Source organism: Streptosporangium sp. NPDC001681 (assembly GCF_040298085.1).
In the GTDB taxonomy this organism is placed as follows: Bacteria; Actinomycetota; Actinomycetes; order Streptosporangiales; family Streptosporangiaceae; genus Streptosporangium.
Window position 1 is genome coordinate 38244 of the sequence record NZ_JBEOZN010000012.1, and the last position, 20988, is coordinate 59231.

21 protein-coding genes are annotated in these 20988 nt (G+C 70.6%); 5 read left to right on the top strand and 16 right to left on the bottom strand.

Annotation, left to right across the window (positions count from 1 at the left end; all coding sequences use genetic code 11):
• Positions 1–104: 104 nt before the first annotated feature.
• The 3 genes from ABT130_RS07970 to groES all read right to left on the bottom strand — a co-directional run bounded on the left by ABT130_RS07970 (position 105) and on the right by groES (position 3041).
• Positions 105–773, bottom strand: coding sequence for a sigma-70 family RNA polymerase sigma factor (locus ABT130_RS07970; protein WP_350953823.1), 669 nt, complete (start codon positions 771–773; stop codon positions 105–107).
• A 243-nt stretch (positions 774–1016) separates the two neighbouring features.
• Positions 1017–2639: a chaperonin GroEL gene (gene groL / locus ABT130_RS07975; protein ID WP_350911445.1), complete on the bottom strand. Its 1623-nt coding sequence runs from the start codon at positions 2637–2639 to the stop codon at positions 1017–1019.
• 90 nt (positions 2640–2729) lie between these two features.
• The gene (gene groES, locus ABT130_RS07980; protein WP_030912806.1) at positions 2730–3041 is read right to left on the bottom strand and encodes a co-chaperone GroES; all 312 of its coding nucleotides are present in this window, start codon (positions 3039–3041) and stop codon (positions 2730–2732) included.
• A 242-nt stretch (positions 3042–3283) separates the two neighbouring features.
• Here groES and ABT130_RS07985 point away from each other — a divergent pair, with 242 nt between their 5' ends.
• Complete coding sequence (locus ABT130_RS07985) at positions 3284–4450, top strand: class I SAM-dependent methyltransferase (protein WP_350953826.1); 1167 nt, start codon at positions 3284–3286, stop codon at positions 4448–4450.
• Between the two features lie 192 nt (positions 4451–4642).
• Entirely contained in the window at positions 4643–5902 is a 1260-nt protein-coding gene (locus tag ABT130_RS07990) for a hypothetical protein (protein WP_350911441.1), read from the top strand.
• 78 nt (positions 5903–5980) lie between these two features.
• Here the strand turns inward: ABT130_RS07990 and ABT130_RS07995 are convergent, their stop codons facing one another.
• Positions 5981–6508 carry a MarR family winged helix-turn-helix transcriptional regulator gene (locus ABT130_RS07995; protein ID WP_350953828.1) on the bottom strand — a complete coding sequence of 176 codons (528 nt, stop codon included), beginning with the start codon at positions 6506–6508 and terminating at the stop codon, positions 5981–5983.
• Positions 6509–6615: 107 nt separating this feature from the next.
• Here ABT130_RS07995 and ABT130_RS08000 point away from each other — a divergent pair, with 107 nt between their 5' ends.
• Complete coding sequence (locus tag ABT130_RS08000) at positions 6616–7674, top strand: alkene reductase (protein WP_350953830.1); 1059 nt, start codon at positions 6616–6618, stop codon at positions 7672–7674.
• A 93-nt stretch (positions 7675–7767) separates the two neighbouring features.
• On the opposite strand, the gene tsaD is transcribed toward ABT130_RS08000, so the two are convergent.
• The 12 genes from tsaD to glmS all read right to left on the bottom strand — a co-directional run bounded on the left by tsaD (position 7768) and on the right by glmS (position 19662).
• On the bottom strand, positions 7768–8799 hold the full coding sequence (gene tsaD / locus ABT130_RS08005) for a tRNA (adenosine(37)-N6)-threonylcarbamoyltransferase complex transferase subunit TsaD (protein ID WP_350953832.1): 1032 nt from the start codon (positions 8797–8799) through the stop codon (positions 7768–7770).
• Positions 8792–9244, bottom strand: a complete 453-nt coding sequence (gene rimI, locus ABT130_RS08010) for a ribosomal protein S18-alanine N-acetyltransferase (protein ID WP_350911433.1) — start codon at positions 9242–9244, stop codon at positions 8792–8794. The genes tsaD and rimI overlap by 8 nt, the downstream gene beginning before the upstream one ends.
• Positions 9241–9924 (bottom strand): tRNA (adenosine(37)-N6)-threonylcarbamoyltransferase complex dimerization subunit type 1 TsaB, encoded by a 684-nt coding sequence (gene tsaB / locus ABT130_RS08015; RefSeq protein ID WP_350911431.1) that lies wholly within the window; start codon positions 9922–9924, stop codon positions 9241–9243. The genes rimI and tsaB overlap by 4 nt, the downstream gene beginning before the upstream one ends.
• A gap of 107 nt (positions 9925–10031) precedes the next feature.
• Positions 10032–10586 (bottom strand): class F sortase, encoded by a 555-nt coding sequence (locus ABT130_RS08020; protein WP_350911429.1) that lies wholly within the window; start codon positions 10584–10586, stop codon positions 10032–10034.
• 6 nt (positions 10587–10592) lie between these two features.
• Positions 10593–11270 carry a hypothetical protein gene (locus ABT130_RS08025; protein WP_350953834.1) on the bottom strand — a complete coding sequence of 226 codons (678 nt, stop codon included), beginning with the start codon at positions 11268–11270 and terminating at the stop codon, positions 10593–10595.
• Between the two features lie 169 nt (positions 11271–11439).
• Entirely contained in the window at positions 11440–11937 is a 498-nt protein-coding gene (gene tsaE / locus ABT130_RS08030) for a tRNA (adenosine(37)-N6)-threonylcarbamoyltransferase complex ATPase subunit type 1 TsaE (RefSeq protein ID WP_451934970.1), read from the bottom strand.
• Complete coding sequence (locus tag ABT130_RS08035; protein ID WP_350953836.1) at positions 11934–13010, bottom strand: alpha/beta fold hydrolase; 1077 nt, start codon at positions 13008–13010, stop codon at positions 11934–11936. The genes tsaE and ABT130_RS08035 overlap by 4 nt, the downstream gene beginning before the upstream one ends.
• A gap of 20 nt (positions 13011–13030) precedes the next feature.
• Positions 13031–14158 carry an alanine racemase gene (gene alr, locus ABT130_RS08040; RefSeq protein ID WP_350953838.1) on the bottom strand — a complete coding sequence of 376 codons (1128 nt, stop codon included), beginning with the start codon at positions 14156–14158 and terminating at the stop codon, positions 13031–13033.
• A complete protein-coding gene (locus tag ABT130_RS08045; protein ID WP_350953840.1) occupies positions 14155–15768 on the bottom strand; it encodes an NAD(P)H-hydrate dehydratase in 1614 nt (537 codons plus the stop codon). The genes alr and ABT130_RS08045 overlap by 4 nt, the downstream gene beginning before the upstream one ends.
• Before the next feature lie 10 nt (positions 15769–15778).
• Positions 15779–16129: a holo-ACP synthase gene (locus ABT130_RS08050; protein ID WP_030912838.1), complete on the bottom strand. Its 351-nt coding sequence runs from the start codon at positions 16127–16129 to the stop codon at positions 15779–15781.
• A gap of 97 nt (positions 16130–16226) precedes the next feature.
• Entirely contained in the window at positions 16227–17642 is a 1416-nt protein-coding gene (locus tag ABT130_RS08055; RefSeq protein ID WP_350911419.1) for a PhoX family protein, read from the bottom strand.
• A gap of 178 nt (positions 17643–17820) precedes the next feature.
• Positions 17821–19662 (bottom strand): glutamine--fructose-6-phosphate transaminase (isomerizing), encoded by a 1842-nt coding sequence (gene glmS, locus ABT130_RS08060; RefSeq protein WP_350953842.1) that lies wholly within the window; start codon positions 19660–19662, stop codon positions 17821–17823.
• Between the two features lie 122 nt (positions 19663–19784).
• Here glmS and coaA point away from each other — a divergent pair, with 122 nt between their 5' ends.
• Complete coding sequence (coaA, locus tag ABT130_RS08065; RefSeq protein ID WP_350953844.1) at positions 19785–20720, top strand: type I pantothenate kinase; 936 nt, start codon at positions 19785–19787, stop codon at positions 20718–20720.
• Between the two features lie 89 nt (positions 20721–20809).
• A complete protein-coding gene (locus ABT130_RS08070) occupies positions 20810–20965 on the top strand; it encodes a hypothetical protein (RefSeq protein WP_350953846.1) in 156 nt (51 codons plus the stop codon).
• Positions 20966–20988 lie beyond the last annotated feature (23 nt).

Below are 20988 nucleotides of genomic sequence, written 5' to 3' on the forward strand. Positions count from 1 at the left end.
GTCGCGGGTGAACCGTTGTCATGATCGTTCTCGCTCCGGGTCGTCGCGAGCCCCGTCCCGCGGTTCGGGCTTTCGCTCGCGGCCCCTGCTCGACAGCTCGGCGGTCAAGCTATCGACTCCAGCTCCGCCATCGCTCGTAGCCGGGCCAGCGCCCTGTGCTGGGCGACCCGGACCGCACCTGGTGACATGCCGAGTACATTACCGGTCTCCTCGGCGGAAAGGCCCGACACCACTCGGAGCATGAGAAGCTCGCGCTGGTTGTCCGGCAGCCTCGACAGCAGCCGGCGTGCGTGTTCGGCCTCGATGTAGCGCACCACGGTCTCCTCGGGCCCCGGCCCCTCGTCGGGCCCGTCAGGAAGGTCCTGGGTGGGCACGGCGGACCGTACGGAGCTGCGCAGCGCGTCGGCCACCTTGTGCGACGCGATGCCGAAGACGAAGGACGCGAACGGGCGCCCCATGTCACGGTAACGGGGCAGCGCGGACAGCACCGCGATACATACTTCCTGGGCCACGTCGTCCGCGATGTGATACTGACCGGAAACCCGGCCCAGACGACCACGGCAATAACGGACGACCATCGGCCGCAGTTGCGCGATCAGAGATTCGATCGCGGTGCGATCCCCCTGAACGGCGAGGCTTGTCAGATCCTTGAGATCGTCCCTATGGACGCCCCCTTCGGACCTCGTCGCAAGCCTCACCCCATTTTTGGCGTCGGCGACGCATCCCTCGGTCACGTTAGGCATGATGCCCGCCCTGATAGTGCCTGTCGTCATGGCAAACGGCTACGGATTGGTCACATTGAGGCGGCGATAACGGTGCGTAATCACGCACTGACCACGGCGACTACGCTATGTGCAAATATTTCATTCGATTGCCAAATACATCGACTATTCGGAGGAACCGCGTTTGCCCTTACGAGTGACGCGCCATGACGCGGTGCGGGCGCATTTGGTTTACCGCAAAACGCGAACGGCCCGCGCCTCCGGGGAGACGCGAGCCGTTCGGAACCGGTGAGATCAGTGACCGTGGCCGTGGCCGTGGCCCTGACCGGCGGCGGCCGGAGCCTCCTCCTCGGGCTTGTCCACCACGAGCGCCTCGGTCGTCAGCAGCATGCCGGCGATGGAGGCCGCGTTCTGGACGGCCGAGCGGGTGACCTTGACCGGGTCGATGACACCCTGGGCGATCAGGTCGCCGTACTCGCCGCTGGCGGCGTTGAGGCCGTGGCCGACGGGCAGGTCGGAGACCTTGGAGGTCACCACGTAGCCTTCGAGGCCGGCGTTCTCCGCGATCCAGCGGGCCGGCTCGACGAGCGCCTTGCGGACGATGGCGACACCGGTCGCCTCGTCGCCGGTCAGGCCCAGGTCGTCGAGGACCTTGGAGACGTGCACGAGCGCGGAGCCACCGCCGGAGACGATGCCCTCCTCGATCGCCGCGCGGGTCGCCGAGATGGCGTCCTCCAGGCGGTGCTTCTTCTCCTTCAGCTCCACCTCGGTGGCCGCGCCGACCTTCAGCACGCAGACGCCGCCGGAGAGCTTGGCGAGACGCTCCTGGAGCTTCTCACGGTCCCAGTCGGAGTCGGACTGCTCGATGGCGAGCTTGATCTCCTTGACCCGGTCGGCGATCGCCGAGGCCTCGCCGGCACCGTCGACGACGGTGGTGGAGTCCTTGGTGATGACGACGCGCCGGGCGGTGCCCAGCACCTCCAGGCCGACGTGCTCCAGCTTGAGGCCGATCTCCTCGCTGACCACCTGGCCACCGGTGAGGATGGCGATGTCCTGCAGCATGGCCTTGCGGCGGTCACCGAAGCCCGGCGCCTTGACGGCGACGGAGGTGAAGGTGCCACGGATCTTGTTCGTGACGAGAACCGCGAGGGCCTCGCCCTCGACGTCCTCGGCGATGACCAGCAGGGCCTTCTTCGTCTGCGCGATCTTCTCGAGCAGCGGCAGGAAGTCGGCGACAGAGGAGATCTTGTTCTGGGTGATCAGGATGTAGGGGTCCTCCAGGACCGCCTCCATGCGCTCCTGGTCGGTCACCATGTAGGGCGACAGGTAGCCCTTGTCGAACTGGAGACCCTCGGTGAACTCGAGCTCCAGGCCCATGCTGTTGGACTCTTCGACGGTGATGACACCGTCCTTGCCCACCTTGTCGAACGCCTCGGCGATCAGCTCGCCGATCTTGGCGTCCTGCGCGGAGATCGTCGCCACATTCGCGATCTCCTTCTTGTCCTCGACCGGGCGGGCCGACTCGATCAGCCTGTCGCTGACGGTCTTGGCCGCGATGTCGATGCCGCGCTTGAGGGAGAGCGGCTGGGCACCGGCGGCCACGTTGCGCAGACCCTCGCGGACCATGGCCTGGGCCAGGACGGTCGCGGTGGTGGTGCCGTCACCGGCGACGTCGTTGGTCTTGGTCGCCACTTCCTTGGCCAGCTGCGCGCCAAGGTTCTCGTACGGCGCCTCAAGCTCGACCTCGCGGGCGATGGTGACACCGTCGTTGGTGATGGTCGGCGCACCGAACTTCTTGTCGATGACGACATTGCGGCCACGCGGGCCCAGCGTCACCTTGACCGCGTCCGCGAGAGCGTTCACGCCGCGCTCGAGAGCTCGGCGCGCGTCCTCCTCGAACGACAGGATCTTCGGCATGACAGTCCTCTCTATAAGTACGTCGGCGCATCAAAGCCCCGGGCGCTCTCGCGACCCGGGGCTCGATACGTCATCTTTGTGAAGCGAGAACTACTTCTCGATGATGGCGAGCACGTCACGGGCGGAGAGCACGAGGTACTCCTCGCCGTTGTACTTCACCTCGGTGCCGCCGTACTTGCTGTAGAGGACCACGTCGCCCTCCTTGACGTCGAGCGGAATCCGCTTCTCGCCCTCGTCGTCCCAGTTGCCCGGACCCACCGCGAGGACCTTGCCCTCCTGCGGCTTCTCCTTGGCGGTGTCCGGGATGACCAGACCGGAAGCGGTGGTCTGCTCGGCCTCAAGCGGCTGGACCACAATGCGGTCGCCAAGCGGCTTAACGGGAACCTTGGTGGCGGTCGTCACGTCGGACCTCCCCTTCAGATTTGAATGATCTAGAAGAGGCGACCAGCGGTCTGCCGTCGCGGGTGTCAGACCTGCCTCGTCGCATGTATTTGGCACTCTCACCGGGAGAGTGCCAATACGGAACAGTATGCAAGGAGGGCTTGACAGTCAACACGGAGCGCCCGTCTGCGCTTCGGGCGAACGTCAAACCAGGTGGAAGCCCCTCGCGAAGCCCCACGGTGAAGGCGGTAGCGTCGGGTGGTGTGAATCTCGACGCATTCCGCGAACTCCTGACCCCGCGCGGCCAGGAGGCGCTGGGCGCGGCGGCCGAGGCCATCGGCGACGACCCGGTGGCGGCGGTGACAAGGTTAAGAAAGATCTACGACGCGGACCTGACCTCGGCGGCGCTCACCCAGGCCGAACTCAGGCTGCGCGCGAGGGAGAAGTTCGGCGCCGACGCCGATCTCATGTACTTCACCCGGCCCGGCCTGGAGCAGGCCACCCGCCGCGAGGTGGCCGACCACCGGGCGCGGCGCGTCCCCGCGGGTTCCCGGGTCGCCGACGTCTGCTGCGGTATCGGCGGAGACCTCCTCGCCCTGGCCAGGGCCGGATGCGTCGTCGAGGCGGTCGACGCCGATCCGCTCACCGCCGCGATCGCGGCGGCCAACGCCGCCGCCCTGGGCTTCGGCGACCGGGTCTCGGTCCGCGCCGCCGACGCCTCCACCCTGGACCCGGCCGCCTTCGACGTCCTGTTCGCCGACCCCGCGCGCCGTACCGCGCGGGGCAGGACCTTCGACCCGATGGCCTACTCGCCCGCCTGGCCCGCCGTACTGGAGATGGTGGCCAGGGCCGGGGCCGCCTGCCTGAAGGTCGCCCCCGGGATCCCGTACGAGTTCGTCCCCGCCGGGGCGGAGGCCGAATGGGTCTCCTACCGGGGCGACGTCAAGGAGGCCGTGATCTGGTGCGGCACACTGGCGGGTGAGACGGCGCGCAGGGCCACGATCCTGCCGTCGGGCGTCACGATGACGCCCGACCCCACCCTTGGCGATCCCGGCACCGGCCCGGCAGGCCGCTACATCTACGAGCCTGACGGCGCGGCGATCCGCGCCCACCTGGTCGCCGAGATCGCCGCGTCGGTCGGCGGGCGCCTGCTCGACCCGCAGATCGCCTACATCACCGGCGACGTCGCGGCGCTGACGCCGTGGGCGTCGCGGTACGAGGTCCACCAGACGCTGCCGTTCTCGCTCAAGCGGCTGCGGGCGGCGCTCCGCGAGCGCGGGGCCGGCAATGTGACGATCAAGAAACGTGGCTCCGCGGTGGATGTCGACCGTCTCAGGAAAGACCTCCGGCTGCCCGGAGGTGAGTCCGCGACGGTCATTCTCACCCGAATAGGTGACAGGCCATTTGCTTTCATATGCAGCCCCAGCTGACCAGCCAAAATGGTCGATTATTCCAGCAAGCCGACAATTCCTGTCTTTTAACCTCGCCCCTGGAAAACCTTGATCCAGAGGCTAAGGTTGCCGGGCGGGAGTTCTCTCTCGCCTCCGATTTCATCCCGTTCATCGGCAGAACCGACCCAATCCAACCGCGCGGCTGAGCGTCGGCGAGCGAAGGAGCTCTCGGTGGATCACTCTGACCACGCCCTGCTCCAGACGGGCAGCCAGACCGCCATCTCCGACCGGATGCGCGAACTCCTCGCCCGGGCGGCCCAGGACCACGTCTACGAGCAGCGGACCCAGGGCGCCGTGCTCGACGAGATCCGGCAGCGCCTGGAGGGCATGGAGTGGCTGCTGCGCGAGGTCAGGGAGCGCGAGATCGGCGGGCTGAACGGCACGCTCGAGTCCGTCAACGGGCGCCTGGACGACATCGCCGCCCGCCCGCCCTCCTGGGCCGAGGGCCTGGCCCAGCACGTCGAGGCGGTCCGCGACCACGTCGACGCCGTCGGCGAGCGGGTCGAGTCCTTCGGCAGGCGGGTCGACGCCGTCCGCGACCGGGTCACCCCCCTCGGCGAGCTGCCGAGCCTGTGGACCGATCTCGGCACCGTGGGCGAGAGCGTGGACGAGGCGCTCACCCGCCTCCGGGCGATCTCCGACGGCACCCAGGGCATCGACGAGCAGGTGCGGCAGCTGGCCGAGCACCTCGGCCGGCTCCAGGCCGACATGGGCATCGCGGCGCACCGGTTCGGCCGCCTGGACAGGGCGCTGGCCGACCTCTCCCAGCGCGCCGGGCGCATCGAGGCGGGGATGCTCGGCCTGTCCGCGAGCGTCCAGCAGGCGGTCGGCACGGCCGCCGACCGGGTGCTCGCCGCCGTCGAGCAGGTCAACGGCAGGGTCGAACGGGTGGGGGCCGGGGTCGATCTGGTGGTGCCCAGGATCGACGAGCGCGCCGCCGCCGTGGAGAGCCGCGTCGACCGGCTGAACGGCCATCGCATGGCGGCGGGTGGCCGTTTCGACACCCTCGACGAGCGCCTCGACGACATCGAGGGCCGCCTCACCGGCCGGATGGACGTCATCGACTCCCGCCTGTCCACCCTGGACGGCCGGGCGGAGAAGTCCGGTGAGCGCCTGGAGAGCCTGGACGAGCGCCTTGAGGCGCTGCCCTCCGTCCTCGGCGTCGGTATCGGCGTCAGCGCGCTCATCGGCGCCCAGACCGACGAGCAGCGCGAGCGCTTCGACTCCCTGGACGAGCGCGTCATCCGGGCCGAGGCCGCGCTGGCACCGCTGACCGAGATGCTCCGCGCCCAGCCCGACCGCGACCAGCTCTCCGACGCCCTGAGCGAGACCGTGGAGCCCGCGCACGCGGACCTCACCCGCCGGCTGGGCGCCCTGGAGGAGACCATGCTGGCCCTGGCCGAGGCACTGCTCCGCCCCACCAGGGACTGACCGGAGCCCTCCCGGGCAGGGGCCCGTGCGCGGGACTCCCCCACGCCCTGACCGATCGCCGATCCCGTACCGGTGCCGTCAGCCGGTCCGAGCGGCGTCGAGGGCCTGGTCCTCGGCCGGGCCCCGCGCCCCCGCCTCGCGGCACAGGTTGCCCCTGACCACGCCGAGCAGGGACGTCAGCTCCTCCGTCTGCTCCTCCGTCAGCCCCCGGGTCATCCGGCGGTGCATCTCGGTGAGGACCCGGTCCACCTCGGGGCGGAGCGCGTGCCCCCTGGGCGTGATCTCGACGATGCTGATCCGCCGATTGGCCAGGTCGGGCCTGCGGCTGACGAAGCCGCTGCGCTCCAGGCGCTGCAGGGTCTTGGTCATGGTGGACACGTCGATGCCGACGATCCTCGCCAGCGCGTTCTGCGACTGGGGGCCGTTGTCCCACAGGGCGCCCAGCACGCGCTCCTGGCCCGGGTAGAGGTCGATCTCCCCGAGAAGGCTGGCGAGCAGGACCCGGTGACCTCGGGCGGCGTAGGCCATCAGGCAGTTGAGGTCGGCGTCGTACTCGCCGCACCCCTTGGTCGCCTCGCACCCCTCGTCGAACAGCGGCTCCGCCATGTTCAGGTCCTTCCGTCCCCTCCGAGACTACCGCTTGCATGTTGGCCGACCAAGTTGTAGAACTGCTTATTGGCTAGCCAAGTTGGCCAGCCAAGAAGGGAATCGTCATGCCGTTCTCACCGTTCACACTGGCCGGCCTCCAGCTGCCCAACCGCCTGGTCATGGCACCCATGACCCGCTCGCGGTCCTACGTCGACGGAATCCCCTCGTCGCTGACCGCCCTCTACTACGCCCAGCGAGCCTCCGCGGGCCTGATCATCACCGAGGGGGTGCAACCCAGCCAGGCCGGAAAGGGGTACATGAACACCCCGGGCCTGCACACCGACGAGCAGGTGGCGGGATGGCGGGAGGTCACCGACGCCGTCCACGCGGCGGGCGGCAGGATCTTCGCCCAGATCATGCACTCCGGCCGGATCGGCCACCCCGACAACACCGGCGCGCTGCCCATCGGGCCGTCCGTCGTACGACCGGCGGGTCAGATCTTCACCCCCAACGGCCTGCAGGACTACCCCGTACCCCGGGAGCTGACGACCGCCGAGGCGGAGACCACCATCCAGGACTTCGCGGACGCCGCCGCCCGCGCCGTGGACGCGGGCTTCGACGGGGTCGAGGTGCACGGCGCCAACGGCTACCTCATCCACCAGTTCCTGTCGCAGAACGCCAACCTGCGCGAGGACCGCTTCGGCGGCTCGGTGGACAACAGGATCCGCTTCGGCGTGGAGACCGCGCGGGCGGTCGCCGACCGGATCGGCTCGTCCAAGGTCGGCATTCGGATCTCACCCGGCAACGGCGCCGGGGACCTGGTCGAGGAGGACCGGCACGAGGTCTACCCGGCGCTGGTCTCCGAGCTCGCCGATCTCAACCTGGCCTACCTGCACCTGGGGATGAACGGTTCGGACGACCTCAGCCTGGAGATCCGCAAGTCCTGGCCGAACACCCTCATCGTCAACGACGCGTCGATAGGCGACCCGGCCGCCAGGGTCTCGCACTCGCTGGAGCGCGGCGCCGACCTGGTCTCGCTGGGCGCGTCGTTCCTGGCCAATCCCGACCTGCCGGTCCGCCTCCGCCTCGGCGCCGAGCTCAACCAGGCCGACTTCAGCTCGGCCTTCGGCGGCGACCACCGCGGCTACACCGACTACCCGGTGCTGGCCCTGCACTCCGTGTAGGAGCGGCCCGACAGCGCCTCGAAGAGCCCGTAGAGCCGCCGCCCACGGGGGCGCGGCGGCCCGGGACGGAGCCCCGCGACGGCCGTGAGCCCGCTACACGTGGACCGTGGTGACGGGCAGCGAGGAGTCGGCGGGAATGTCCAGCGGCGACGGCTCGACACCTGCCGCCACCAGATCGGAGCCCAGCGCCGCCACCATGGCACCGTTGTCCGTGCACAGCCCGGGACTGGGCACCCGGAGCCGGACCCCGGCCGCCTCGCAGCGCTCCTGCGCCATCGCCCTAAGCCGGGAGTTGGCCGCCACCCCGCCGCCGATCAGCAGGTCACCGACACCGTACTTGGCACACGCACTCAGGGCCTTGCGGGTCAGCACGTCGACGACGGCCTCCTGGAAGGACGCCGCCACGTCGGGCACGTGGATCGACTCGCCCGCCTTCTCCCTGGCCTCCACCCACCGGGCCACAGCGGTCTTCAGGCCGGAGAAGGAGAAGTCGAGCGTCCCGTCGTCGTACTTGCCGCGCGGGAACGCGATGGCCGCGCCGGAGCCGTCGCGGGCCACCCTGTCGATGTGCGGCCCGCCGGGGAAGGGCAGGCCGAGCACCCTGGCCACCTTGTCGAACGCCTCGCCCGCGGCGTCGTCCACGGTGGACCCCAGTGAGATGACGTCCCTCGCGACATCGGGCACCAGCAGCAGGGACGAGTGCCCACCGGAGACCAGCATGGCGATACACGGCTTGGGCAGGGCTCCGTGCTCCAGCTGGTCCACCGCGACGTGGGCCGCCAGGTGGTTGACGCCGTACAGCGGCACGCCCAGACCCAGCGAGTACGCCTTGGCGGCGGCGACGCCGACGAGCAGCGCGCCGGACAGACCCGGCCCGGCGGTGACCGCGATCGCGTCGATGTCCGCGAGGCGCAGGCCCGCCCGTTCCAGTGCCCGCTCGACGGTCGGGGTCATCGCCTCCAGGTGCGCCCTGGAGGCGACCTCGGGCACCACCCCGCCGAAACGGGCGTGCTGCTCGACGCTGGAGGCGATGGCGTTGGCCAGCATGGTGTGCCCCCGGACGATTCCCACCCCCGTCTCGTCGCAGGAGGTCTCGATGCCCAGGACCACCGGTTCGTCACGCATGGAGATCCTTTCTCATCATGATCGCGTCGGTGCCGTCGTCGTAGTAGCGGAGGCGCATGCCGATCCGCTCGAACCCGAACCTGTCATAGACCGCCTGCGCGCCCGGGTTGTCGGCGCGCACCTCAAGGAAGACCGAGACCGCGCCCCTGCGCTCGGCCTCGGTCAGCAGCTCGGTCAGCAGGGCGCCGCCGATGCCGTTCCGGCGCCACTCGGCCAGGACCGCGATGGTCTGCACGTCGGCCTGGTCCCCCGCCGCGGCGAGGCCCGCGTAGCCGACGATCGCGTCCTCGGCCAGGGCCACCACGTAGTGCCTGGTCCTCGGCTGGTCGTCGAGTTCGCCGCGGAGCATGCCCTCACTCCAGGCGTCGGCGGGAAAGGTCCTGCGCTCGATCTCCATGACCGCGGGCAGGTCGTCGAAGGTCATCTGACGGAGCACCGTCGTCATGCGGAGACCTTCTTGGGCGCCGAGGGCACCCGGGCGTCGGGACGGCGCAGATAGATCGGGTGGGGCAGGCCGAGCACGGGGTGGGTGCCGCTCTCGACGACCGTGTGGACGCCCGGCTCGCCGAGCTGCTCGGCGGCCAGCGCCGCCAGCGCGCCCGCGTGGGGATACTCCGGCGTGTCCAGCAGCCGGGAGGCCCCGACGACCTCGGCGTACATCCGCGCGCCCGCGCCGACCAGCGGGAGCTCCCCCGGCAGGTCCTGGGGCCGGTCCACCGCGGGGCCGGACAGCCGGGTGCGCATCTCCTGGTAGTGCCCCCAGAACACCTCCTTGCGCCGGGCGTCGGTGGCCACCAGGAACGGCTCGGTCAGTCCGCTGCCGTAGGCGAGCGCGTCGAGCGTGCACACGCCGTACGCCGGGACGCCCAGTGACGTCGCGAGGGCCTGGGCGGTCACCAGGCCGACCCGGAGCCCGGTGTAGGGGCCGGGGCCGGAGCCCGCGACGACCGCCGTGACGTCGCGGAGCGAGGCTCCGGCCTCACTCAGGACCGTCTCGATCGTGGGTACGAGCAGCTCACCGTGGCGGCGCGCGTCGACCGTCGTCGACTCGGCGAGGACCCTCGCACCGTCGTGCAGCGCTGCTGTGACGGCGGGGGTTGCGGTGTCAAAGGCCAGGACCAGCACGAACAGTTAGCCTAGTCCTTCCGGGGAGGGCTCAGTAGCGCCGCCCTGGCGGGGCGGCCCCCGTCCAAGCCCTGTACGGGGCCCGCGCGAGCCCCGGGCAGCCGGGCTCAGGTCTTGACCAGGGTGGCGTAGACGATGAGGTTGTCGCGATATTCGTGGTTGTCCCAGTCGAAGGTCCCGCCGCAGGTGATGAGCCGCAGGCCGTCCTCAAGGTAGACCTTGTCGGCGGGGAACCGGCTCTTGCTGATCTGCTCGATCGTGTCCACCCGGTACTGGGCGACCTTGCCGTCGCTGCGCACCACCTTGATGACCTGTCCCTCCCGCATCTCCTTGAGCTTGTAGAAGACGGCGGGCGCGGTCTTGGTGTCCACGTGCCCGAGGATCACCGCGGAGCCCTCGTCCCCGGGGACCGCGCTGTCCTTGACCCAGCCCGCGGTGTTCGGCTTCTCGTACGGCGGCAGTTCGATCCGGCCGTCCTTCACGCCGAGCTTCATCAGGGGCGCCTTGATACCCAGGGACGGGATGTCGATGCGGCTGGGCACGATCGAGGCCCGGACCGGCGGCTGCTCCTCACCACCGTCCCTGCTGTTGAGCGCGACCATGACGGCACCGGTGACGACTCCGGCCAGGATGATCCTGGACCAGCGGGTGGAATCGGCCATCGGGGACTACGAGCGGCGGCGACGCACGACCGCGATGCCGATGCCGCCGGCCAGGGCGAGGGCGAGCAGGACGCCCGTCGTGCCGATCGGCCCGCCCGAGTCGGCGGGGCCTCCCGCCGCGGTGCCGCCGCCGCCCGTGCCCGGCGCCTCGGTGCTGATGATCGTTCTGGTCGGCTTGGAAGTGGGCTTGGACGTCGGACTGGAGCTCGGCTCGGTGTCGGCCACGATCCTGAGGTTGGTCTTGCCCGTGTCGTTGGTCCCCTCGCACCTGGCGTTGACCTCGTAGACACCGGCGGCCACGCCGTCGGCGACGGTGGCCTGGCCGCGGACCCACGGGCGCGGCGTCGGGCTGGCGGTGTTCGCGGGGGCCGGCGTGGGCGTCGCGAGGATCGGATCGAGGGTCACCGGGGTGCGGAAGATCCGGGATGACGCGGTGCCGCGGTGCTCGGGACCCCCCTGCGGGATCGGGCAGTTCGCCAGGACCCACACCTTCTGCCCGGCCTTGGCGCGGGCCGGCTGGAGCTGGACCTCGATGTCCTGCCGGCTGATGCCGGAATCAGGCGGGGTGGTGGTGGGGGTGGCCGTCGGGCTGCCTGAGTTGGCCTCCGCCGAACACCCGACCAGCCCGACCATCCCGAAAAGAACGATGGCTCCCGTAACCGCGACACGCTTGACGCTTGGCACCGTCGAACTCCACTTCGCCCTCCGGCCGACGACCCTCGCCCGGCACGATGTCCCACCTGTTCCCCATTAAACATGGGCAAACCCGCCAGAGTCGATCAACGCGCCCGACGATCTAGACCAATGGGGCGGGGTACCAGCCTGTCAGGATTTCCCAGCCCCCGTGGGCAAATCAGATGACACCTTCCCAGCGGGGTCCGACCCCGCGGAGGGTCACGGTCCGTTCCTCACCCGGCTCGCCGGACGCGCCCCTGCCGATGAGGATCTCCAGCCGGTCGTCGGCGAGCCCCTCCACCAGGCCCTCGCCCCACTCCACGACGGTCACCGACTCCTCCAGCGAGGCGTCCAGGTCCAGGTCGTCGACCTCCAGGTCCCCGCCGAGGCGGTAGGCGTCGACGTGGACCAGTGCCGGACCGCCGGAGAGCGAGGGGTGCACCCGGGCGATGACGAAGGTCGGCGAAGTGATCGGTCCGCGTACCTTGAGCCCTTCTGCGATGCCCTGCACCAGGGTCGTCTTGCCCGCGCCGAGCGGGCCCGACAGCACGGCCAGGTCTCCCGGCCGCAACAGCTCGGCCAGCCTCTGGCCCAGCTCCCGCATCTCCTCGGCGGTCGCCACGACTATCACCGGTGCGTCACTCCTGTCACCACTCCCGCCCGTGTCCGGGCTCATCGGTTCTCGTCGCCCGCGTCGGTGTCGGCGATCGCCCGCTTGAGCAGGTCGTGCAGCGCGTTGTTGACGAGCGCCGGCCGCTCCAGGTGGACCAGGTGCGAGCTCTCCGGGATCTCGGTGAACCGGGCGCTCGGCAGCGCCGCCGCCATCGCCTTGCTGTGCTCGACGGGGGTGAGCCAGTCCTTGTCACCGACCATGATGGAGGTGGGCACCTCGTCCAGCACACCCAGCGCGCTCAGCTTGTCGTGCGACATCAGCGCCGGGTAGAACTCGGCGATCACCTCGAAGGGGGTGGAACGGATCATCGACTCGACGAAGTCGACGACCGTGGGACTGACGTTCTTGGAATCGCCGAACCCCAGGTGGCGCAGGGCCAGGAAGGCCACGTCGTTGCCGACCTGGCGGCTCTTGTCGACCAGCGCGCCACCGCGCCTCAGGATCGACACCGTGCCCGGTGTGACCTTGTGCACCGCCTTCGACAGCAGCGCGGGCAGGCCGAGGGAGATCTCGCCGAGCCTGCCGGGGGAGGTGGAGATCAGCGCGACACCCTTGACCTTGTCGCCGAACAACTCGGGGTGCCGGTCGGCGAGCGCCATGATCGTCATACCGCCCATGGAGTGGCCGACGAGCACGCACGGGCCCGGCACCAGCGCCTCGACGATCTCGGCCAGGTCGTCGCCGAGCCGGTCGATCGAGCAGTCCTCCGTCGGGATGCGCGGCGATCGCCCGTGGGAGCGCTGGTCCCACAGGACCAGGCGGTAGGCGTCACCCAGATCGCGCCGCTGGTAGTGCCAGGAGTCGAGGTTGAGCGTGTAGCCGTGGCAGAGCACCACGGTCAGCGGAGCGTCTTCCCGGCCGTCCACCTCGGCGTACAGCGAAACGCCGTCGGAGGTGGTGACCGTGGTGGGACGGCCCCGGAGCTCTCCAAGCGGCTCGCTCGCCTCCAGGTCGGGGCGGAGTCTGATGCGGCCGACGGCGTACCGCTTGGCGAGGGCCCCGGCGGCCACTCCCGCGGACGCGACACCGACGATCGCGCTCGCGATGCCGACCTTGCGCCGTGTGGTAGTACTCATGCGACCCCCTGAGCTCCCTTTTACCGGTAAACGCGTGGGACCCGCGAACCGATCCCGGTCACGATCTCATGCGTGATCGTGCCGAGGGAATCCGCCCATTCCTGGGCGGTCGGCTCGCCCCGCGATCCGTCACCGAACAGGATCACCTCGTCGCCCTCCGCCAGTGGGTCGTCCGCTACGTCGATCATGAACTGGTCCATGCAGACCCGACCGGCGATCCGCCGCCTGCGGCCACCCGCCAGCACCTCCGCCAGGTTGGTGGCGCGCCGCGAGATCCCGTCCGCGTACCCGAGCGGGACGAGACCAAGCGTGGTCTCCCGATCCGTGACATACAGGTGGCCGTACGACACACCCGATCCGGCGGACACCCGCTTGGCCAGCGCGACCCGCGCCACGAGCGTCATCACCGGGCGCAGCCCGAAGTCGCCGAGCTCGGGCACGGGGCTCAGCCCGAAGGTCGCGATCCCGGGGCGGACCATGTCGTAGTGCGCCTGCGGCAGCGTCAGGGTGGCCGCCGAGTTGGCGATGTGCCTGATGACGTGGGAGCCCCCGGCACCCGCCTTCTCCGCGACGGCCAGCGCCTCGTCGAACGCCATCAGCTGGGCCACGATGGATGGATCTCCCGGAATGTCCGCGCAGGCGAAGTGGGACCAGAGCCCGGCGATCTCGACGGTCCCCTCGGCCTGCCGCCGCAGCGCCCGGTCGAGCAGGTCGGGCCACTCACGCGGCGTCGCACCGCCACGTGACATGCCGGTGTCGGCCTTCAGATGCACCCTGGCCGTCCGGCCGGTCAGGGCCGCGGCGTCGGCGATCGCGTCGACCACCGCGACCGAGCCCGCCGACAGCTCGATGTCGTGCTCGACCGCCTGCGCCAGGGGCTCGCCCGGCGGGAGGATCCACGCCAGGATCGGCGCGGTGATCCCGGCGGCCCGCAGTTGGAGGGCCTCGCGGACGTAGGCGGTGCCCAGCCGCCCGGCACCGCCCTCCAGGCAACCTCGCGCGGCGGGGACCAGCCCGTGCCCGTAGGCGTCGGCCTTGACCACCGCCATCATCTCGGCGCCGGGGGCGTGGCTCCCGAGCAGCGCCAGATTCTCGCGGATCGCCGAGAGGTCCACCCGTGCCTCGGCGGGCGTCATCGGAAAGCTCATCGCTCCAGTTTGGCAGGTGAGCGGCTCTGCCTGAGCCCGTTGACCAATGACCGCACCGTCTCCGGCAGGGCCTCGGCGACGTCGGAGGCGGCGAGAGGGCCGCGCCGACCGGCGATTCCGTGCAGGTAGGCGGCGCAGGAGGCCGCGTCGTAACCACTCAGTCCCGCGGCCAGCAGCGCGCCCGCCAGGCCGGCCAGCACGTCGCCGGTGCCGCCGGTCGCGAGCCAGGGACTTCCGGTGGGGTTGATCCTGACCGGCCGCCCTTCCTGCGCGACCAGCGTGGTCGAGCCCTTGAGCAGTACGGTCACGGCCAGCTCGGCCGCCGCCCGCCGTACGTTCTCCAGGCTCCGTGCCTCGATCAGCTCCCTCGGCACCTCCGTCAGGCGGGAGAGCTCGCCGGCGTGCGGGGTGATCAGGACGGGCGCGTCGCGGCGGAGCAGTGACCGCTCCTGGGCCACCAGGGTCAGCGCGTCGGCGTCGACGAGCACGGGGACGTCGTCGGCCAGCACCGAGCGGGCGATGGCGCGCGCCTCGTCGCCGGTGCCGAGCCCGGGACCGAGCACCCACGCCTGCACCCGGCCCACCTCCTCGACGCCCTCGCCGGGGGCGAGCGTGGTGATCACCGCCTCGGGCCAGCGGGCCCGCACCTGGGCCACCGGCTCGGCGACCCCCGCGTAGCGGACCATGCCCACCCCGGCCCGCAGGGCCCCGCCCACCGCCAGCACCGCCGCACCGGTGTAGCGCTCGCTGCCCGCCGCGATCCCGACGACGCCCCGGCGGTACTTGTCGGAGGAGGCACCGGGCCTGGGCAGCAGGGCGGCCACGTCGGCGTCCGTCAGCGCGACCGCGTCGGGTTCCGGCAGATGGGGGCCGAGACCGATGTCGACGAGTTCCGTCCGGCCCGCGTGCCCGGCGCCGGGATCCACCAGCAGCCCGGTCTTCCACGCTCCGAACGTGACCGTGGCGTCCGCGCGGACCGCCGCGCCCTCCACCTGGCCGCTGCTCGCGTCCACCCCGCTCGGCAGATCCACCGCGACGACCTCGCCGGGCGCGTCACCCGCGAGCCGGGCCAGGGTCGCGTACGGCTCCCTGAGCGCCCCGGTCCCGCCGATCCCGAGCATCCCGTCCACGATCAGGTCCGCCGCGCCGATCAGGTCGCGGACCGCCCCGCCCACCACCGCGTCACCACCCGTCACACCGTCCCCGGGCGCTTCCGCGAGGTCTCCCGTCGCCGGCCCCTCCGAAGCGACCGGCCGACCGGCCGGGGTGGTCGCGGGGGCAGCGGCTTCGCCGCCGGGCAGGTCGGTCACCCGGCCGCCCGCGCGGCGCAGGGCCTCCAGTCCCGCCTCGTGGACGCGCTTCCCGGCGATGATCGCGTCAACCCCGGCCCCCCTGGCCGCCAGGCGTGCCCCGGCGTAGAGGGTGTCGCCGCCGTTGTCACCGCCGCCGACGAGCAGCACGACGCGGGAGCCGTACACGCCGCCGAGCATCCTGGCGCAGACCACCGCGAGCCCGGTGGCCGCCCGCTCCATCAGGGTGCCCTCGGGCAGGGTCGCCATCAGCGCCGCTTCGGCCGCCCTGATCTGGTCGGATGTGTACGCGGTCCGCATTCCACCGAATTTATCCCTCGGCGATCACATAGGCGATGGCGACACCCCCGTCGTGCGTCAGGGAGACGTGCCATCTGACCACGCCCAGGGCCAGGGCGACGTCCGCCACCTTGCCGGTCACCCGCAGCTCGGGCCGCCCGTGCTCGCCGGTGAGCACCTCGGCGTCCAGATGCCGCAGCCCGGGGGGCGCGCCCAGCGCCTTGGCGACGGCCTCCTTGGCCGCGAACCTGGCGGCCAGCGACTCCGTCGCCAGCGCGCTCTCGGCGGCGGTGAACAGGCGCCCCCGCAGCGCGGGCGTCCGCACCAGGGTCGCCTCGAACCTGGCCACGTCCACGACGTCGACGCCGATCCCAACGATCATTTCCCCAGGTTACCGATGATCTTCACCGGCCGCCCGCCTGCCGGCACGGGCGTCGTACGATCGGCCCCGGAGCGGGTCGCGGGGGTCGGCGGGGAGGTCAGAAGCCGCCGCGCTGCCAGGGCCCCCAGATGGCGAAGCTCATCCCCGCCGACGACTGGACGTTGACGTAGAGGGTGTGCCCGCCGGGACCGAAGGTCGAGCCGGCGAACTCGGCGCCCGAGTCCCCGGCGACGGGGGCCAGCCGGGAGAAGTCGAAGATCTCGCCACGGCTGGTGAGGCCGCGCAGGTAGTTGTCGCCCGAGCCGTCCTCGCACAGGACCAGCGTGCCCCGGGGGCTGGCGGTGACGTTGTCCGGCAGGTCGAGGGTGACCGAGCCCGGCGACTCGTAGACGAGCCTGAGCCTCCCGCTCCACGTCTCGTACGCCCACACCTGGCCGCGCCCCTTGCCGAAGCCGCTGGGCGGGGTGTCGCCGGGCGCGGTCGCGCCGCCCTGCGTGGAGGTGAAGTAGATCGTGCCGTGATGGTTGATCGCCCCCTCCAGCCGGGAGAAGAGCGCCGCCCCCTTGGCCCTGCCCTGGTTGCCGACCGCCTGGACCGCGAGGTCGTTGGCGGGGGTACCGATGAAGGTGGGGTCGGGGTCGTCGATGTCCACCCAGGTGGTCGCGTAGGTGGCCCCCTTGGACTGGCCGACTGAGAGGTCCTTGCCCGGCGCGCCCCGCACGGCCAGCATCTGCAGCCTGCCGCCGTCGAGGATGCGACCGGCCCGGAGCGGGTTCTTCGGCGGCAGGTAGCGGTAGAACCCGGAGGCGAACGCGAAGTTGTCCTCGGTGAGGTAGACGGCGCCGGTGAACGAGTCGAACGCGGCCGACTCGTGGGCGAACCGCCCGGCGCTCCTGATCGGTCCCGAGGCTCTGCCGTCGATCGGGACCTCGAAGATATAGCCGTGCCTCTGGGTGAGCTTGCCGTTGTCCTGGCCGGTGAAGTCGTTGCCCACGTCCGGCCCGTTGACCGTCTCCTCGCAGGTCACCCAGGCACCCCAGGGCATCGGGCCACCCGAGCAGTTCATCTGGGTGCCGGTCAGGCTGGGGGCTGCGGAGATCACCTTGCCGTAACGGGTGACCCTGAGCGTGGAGGTGCCGCCGCCCGCCGCCGGGTCGTAGGCCCTGGCCGGGTCGCCGAACGCGCCGACCGGGCCGTTGACCTCGTGGTTGCGGACGAGGATCGCGGTGTTCGCGGGCCCGCGGAACGCGGCCATGCCGTCGTGCCTGGAGGGGACGGCGGACCCGTCGCCGAACCTGTCCCCGGCGACGCTGAAGGAGGCGTAGCGGAAGCCGTCGGGCAGGTGAAGCCGGACCGCGCCGTCCCGCTCGTCGGCGACCGGCCTCAGCGGCCCGTACCCGCCTCCGGGGCGGGTCTCCCCGTTCAGCCCCGCCCGCGCGACGCCGGCGAACGGCCCGGCCACCCCTACCGTGGCCAGCGCACCACTACCGGCAAGGAAACGACGACGATCCATCTTGCGACTCCCTGAGGTCCGGTGGATTCACGCCACGTTAATCCGCCGTCAGCAGTCCGCTATATGGCATATATCGACAATTAACCATGCAAGAAAGCGGGCAGCTCCTATTCCCGCTTCTGCCCCTCGGTAATCCATAGGGGTTGTCCACAGGCTGTGGACAACCCCCGTCCTGGGCTTACTCCACCGTGACCGACTTGGCGAGGTTGCGGGGCTGGTCGACGTCGTGCCCCTTGGCGGTGGCCAGCTCGCAGGCGAAGACCTGGAGCGGCACCGTGGCGACCAGCGGCTGGAGCAGGGTCGGCACGGCCGGGATGCGGATCAGCGTGTCGGCGTACCGCTCGACCACGTCGTCGCCCTCCTCGGCGATGACGAGGGTCCTGGCGCCCCTGGCTCTGATCTCCTGGATGTTGGACACGATCTTGTCGTGGATCACCCGCTGGCCGGACAGCGAGGGGACGACCACCACGACCGGGAGCCCCTTGTCGATCAGCGCGATCGGGCCGTGCTTGAGCTCCCCCGCGGCGAAGCCCTCGGCGTGCATGTACGCCAGTTCCTTGAGCTTCAGCGCTCCCTCCAGCGCGACGGGGAAGCCCACGTGCCGCCCGAGGAAGAGCACGCACCGCTCGGCGACCAGCGATCTGGCCAGCGCGCGGACCGGTTCGACCGTCGAGAGGACCTCGCTCACCTTCGACGGCATCTCCGCCAGCCGGTCGACGATCTGGGTGATCTCGTCGCCGAACTTGGTGCCCCGGACCTGCGCGAGGTAGAGCGCCACCAGGTAGCAGGCCACCAGCTGGGTGAGGAAGGCCTTGGTGGAGGCCACCGCGACCTCCGGGCCCGCGTGCGTGTAGAGGACGGCGTCGGACTCGCGGGAGATCGTGGAGCCGTTCACGTTGCACACCGCCAGCACCCGGGAGCGCTGCCCGCGCGCGTGCCGTACCGCCATGAGCGTGTCCATCGTCTCGCCCGACTGGCTGATCACGACGACCAGCGTGTCCCGGGTGAGGATCGGGTCGCGGTAGCGGAACTCGCTGGCCACCTCGACCTCGCAGGGCAGCTGGGCCCAGTGCTCGATGGCGTACTTCGCGATGAGCCCGGCGTGGTACGAGGTCCCGCAGGCCACCAGGATGATCTTGTTGATGTCGCGTAGCTCCTGGTCGGACAGGCGCATCTCGTCCAGCACCAGCAGGCCGTCCTGGCCGACCCTGCCGAGCAGCGTGTCGGCGACGGCCCTGGGCTGCTCGGCGATCTCCTTGAGCATGAAGTGGTCGTAGCCGTCCTTCTCGGCGGCCGAGGCGTCCCAGCCGATGTGATAGTCACGCGTCTCGGCCGGAGCCCCCTGGAAGTCGAAGACCGTGATCTTCGAGGGACGCAGCTCGACCACCTGGTCCTGCCCCAGCTCCACCGCCTCGCGTGTGTAGGCGATGAAGGCCGCCACGTCCGAGCCGAGGAAGTTCTCCCCGTCCCCTCTGCCGACCACCAGCGGCGAGTTACGCCGCGCCCCCACCACCACCTCGGGCTCGTCCACCGAGACCGCGAGCAGCGTGAACGCCCCCTCCAGCCGCAGGCAGACCCGGCGCATCGCCTCCGCCAGGCCACCGGCGGCGAACTCCTCCAGCAGATGCGCCACCACCTCCGTGTCGGTCTCGGAGACGATCCGGTGGCCCTTGTCCTCCAGCTCACTCCTGAGCACGGCGAAGTTCTCGATGATCCCGTTGTGGATGACCGCGATCCGCCCGTGACAGTCGGTGTGCGGGTGGGCGTTGCGGTCGGTGGGCGCCCCGTGGGTGGCCCATCTGGTGTGCCCGATCCCGACCGTCGACGGCGGCGCGGGCCGCGAGACCAGTGCCGAGCGCAGGTTGGCCAGCTTCCCCGCCCGTTTCTCCACGACCAGGCCGCCGGATCCGACCAGTGCGATCCCCGCCGAGTCGTACCCCCGGTACTCCAGCCGGCCCAGTCCCTCGACGGCGACCTCGATCGCCTGCCGCTGTCCCGTATATCCCACTATGCCGCACATGACCTACCCCCTTCCCTGAGAGATCGGCCACCTTGTCTATGGAGAACCCCCCAGACACTCCAAGAATCCCGCCCGGCACCCGGCAGGATCGTACGCAGAGGCGATCAGTAGGCTTGCTGAACATGGCCAACGGTTTGGACACCGCGACACCGTACGTGCAGCTGAGCCGGGCTCAGTGGAGCGACCTGCGGAAGAACACCCCCCTGACGCTCACCGAGAGCGAACTGGAGGAGCTGCGCGGCGTCGACGACCCGATCGACCTGACCGAGGTCACCGATATCTACCTGCCGCTCACCCGGCTGCTCAACCTGCACTTCACCGGAGTCAGGCAGCGCAGCGCGGCGCTCAACACCTTCCTCGGCGGCGAGCGGCGGACGGCCCCGTACGTCCTGGGCATCGCCGGCAGCGTCGCGGTCGGCAAGTCGACCACCGCCAGGCTGCTGCACACCCTGCTGGCCCGCTGGCCGGAGCACCCCCGGGTGGACCTGATCACCACGGACAGCTTCCTGTTCCCGAACGAGGTCCTCACCGCCAGGGACATCATGCACCGGAAGGGCTTCCCGGAGAGCTACGACCGGCGGGCCCTGGTCAGGTTCGTCGCCGACGTCAAGGCGGGCCTGCCCGAGGTGACGGCCCCGGTCTACAGCCACCTGGAGTACGACATCGTGCCCGGTGCGACCCAGACCATCCGCCGGCCCGACATCCTCATCGTCGAGGGCCTCAACGTGCTGCAGCCCGCCCCGCCCACCGCGCTCGCGATCAACGACTACTTCGACTTCTCCATCTACGTGGACGCCAAGGTCGAGCACATCCGCGACTGGTACGTGGACCGCTTCCACAAGCTGCGGCAGACCGCCTTCGAGGACCCGAAGTCCTACTTCAGGCACCTCGCCGAGCTGTCTGAGGAGCAGGCGACCGAGTTCGCCAAGGACATCTGGCGCGACATCAACGAGCGCAACCTCCTGGAGAACATCGCCCCCACCAGGGGCCGCGCCGACCTGGTCCTGCACAAGAGCGCCGACCACTCGGTCAGCCGCGTCCGCCTCCGCCGCATCTGACTTTCCGCCCCTTTCGCCCCCTAGGATCAGCGTCCGTCAAAAGCGCGTCGAGTGGTCGGCGTCTGCGCGCCGGTGGAGGTGGTCAGGCGTTGGCCTTCGCCGGTGAGCAGTACCTGCGCTTCCGCGACGCCTACGTCGTCTCGCCGCTCGGCCTCGGACCCGCCGTACGGGGGGAGTACCCCGACGGCCTGGACGGTCCGGCCCCGGCCGGGGAGGGGCTCGGCCGCCAGAAAACGGCTTTCTGAACGGACCGGCGCTGTGGCAGGGT

Bases quoted from the DNA above. Each gene is read 5' to 3' on its own strand.
- ABT130_RS07970 (WP_350953823.1), bottom strand. From the start codon at position 773: ATGACGACAGGCACTATCAGGGCGGGCATCATGCCTAACGTGACCGAG.
- groL (WP_350911445.1), bottom strand. From the start codon at position 2,639: ATGCCGAAGATCCTGTCGTTCGAGGAGGACGCGCGCCGAGCTCTCGAG.
- ABT130_RS07995 (WP_350953828.1), bottom strand. From the start codon at position 6,508: ATGGCGGAGCCGCTGTTCGACGAGGGGTGCGAGGCGACCAAGGGGTGC.
- ABT130_RS08000 (WP_350953830.1), top strand. From the start codon at position 6,616: ATGCCGTTCTCACCGTTCACACTGGCCGGCCTCCAGCTGCCCAACCGC.
- tsaD (WP_350953832.1), bottom strand. From the start codon at position 8,799: ATGCGTGACGAACCGGTGGTCCTGGGCATCGAGACCTCCTGCGACGAG.
- rimI (WP_350911433.1), bottom strand. From the start codon at position 9,244: ATGACGACGGTGCTCCGTCAGATGACCTTCGACGACCTGCCCGCGGTC.
- ABT130_RS08020 (WP_350911429.1), bottom strand. From the start codon at position 10,586: ATGGCCGATTCCACCCGCTGGTCCAGGATCATCCTGGCCGGAGTCGTC.
- tsaE (WP_451934970.1), bottom strand. From the start codon at position 11,937: ATGAGCCCGGACACGGGCGGGAGTGGTGACAGGAGTGACGCACCGGTG.
- ABT130_RS08035 (WP_350953836.1), bottom strand. From the start codon at position 13,010: ATGAGTACTACCACACGGCGCAAGGTCGGCATCGCGAGCGCGATCGTC.
- alr (WP_350953838.1), bottom strand. From the start codon at position 14,158: ATGAGCTTTCCGATGACGCCCGCCGAGGCACGGGTGGACCTCTCGGCG.
- ABT130_RS08045 (WP_350953840.1), bottom strand. From the start codon at position 15,768: ATGCGGACCGCGTACACATCCGACCAGATCAGGGCGGCCGAAGCGGCG.
- ABT130_RS08050 (WP_030912838.1), bottom strand. From the start codon at position 16,129: ATGATCGTTGGGATCGGCGTCGACGTCGTGGACGTGGCCAGGTTCGAG.
- ABT130_RS08055 (WP_350911419.1), bottom strand. From the start codon at position 17,642: ATGGATCGTCGTCGTTTCCTTGCCGGTAGTGGTGCGCTGGCCACGGTA.
- glmS (WP_350953842.1), bottom strand. From the start codon at position 19,662: ATGTGCGGCATAGTGGGATATACGGGACAGCGGCAGGCGATCGAGGTC.
- coaA (WP_350953844.1), top strand. From the start codon at position 19,785: ATGGCCAACGGTTTGGACACCGCGACACCGTACGTGCAGCTGAGCCGG.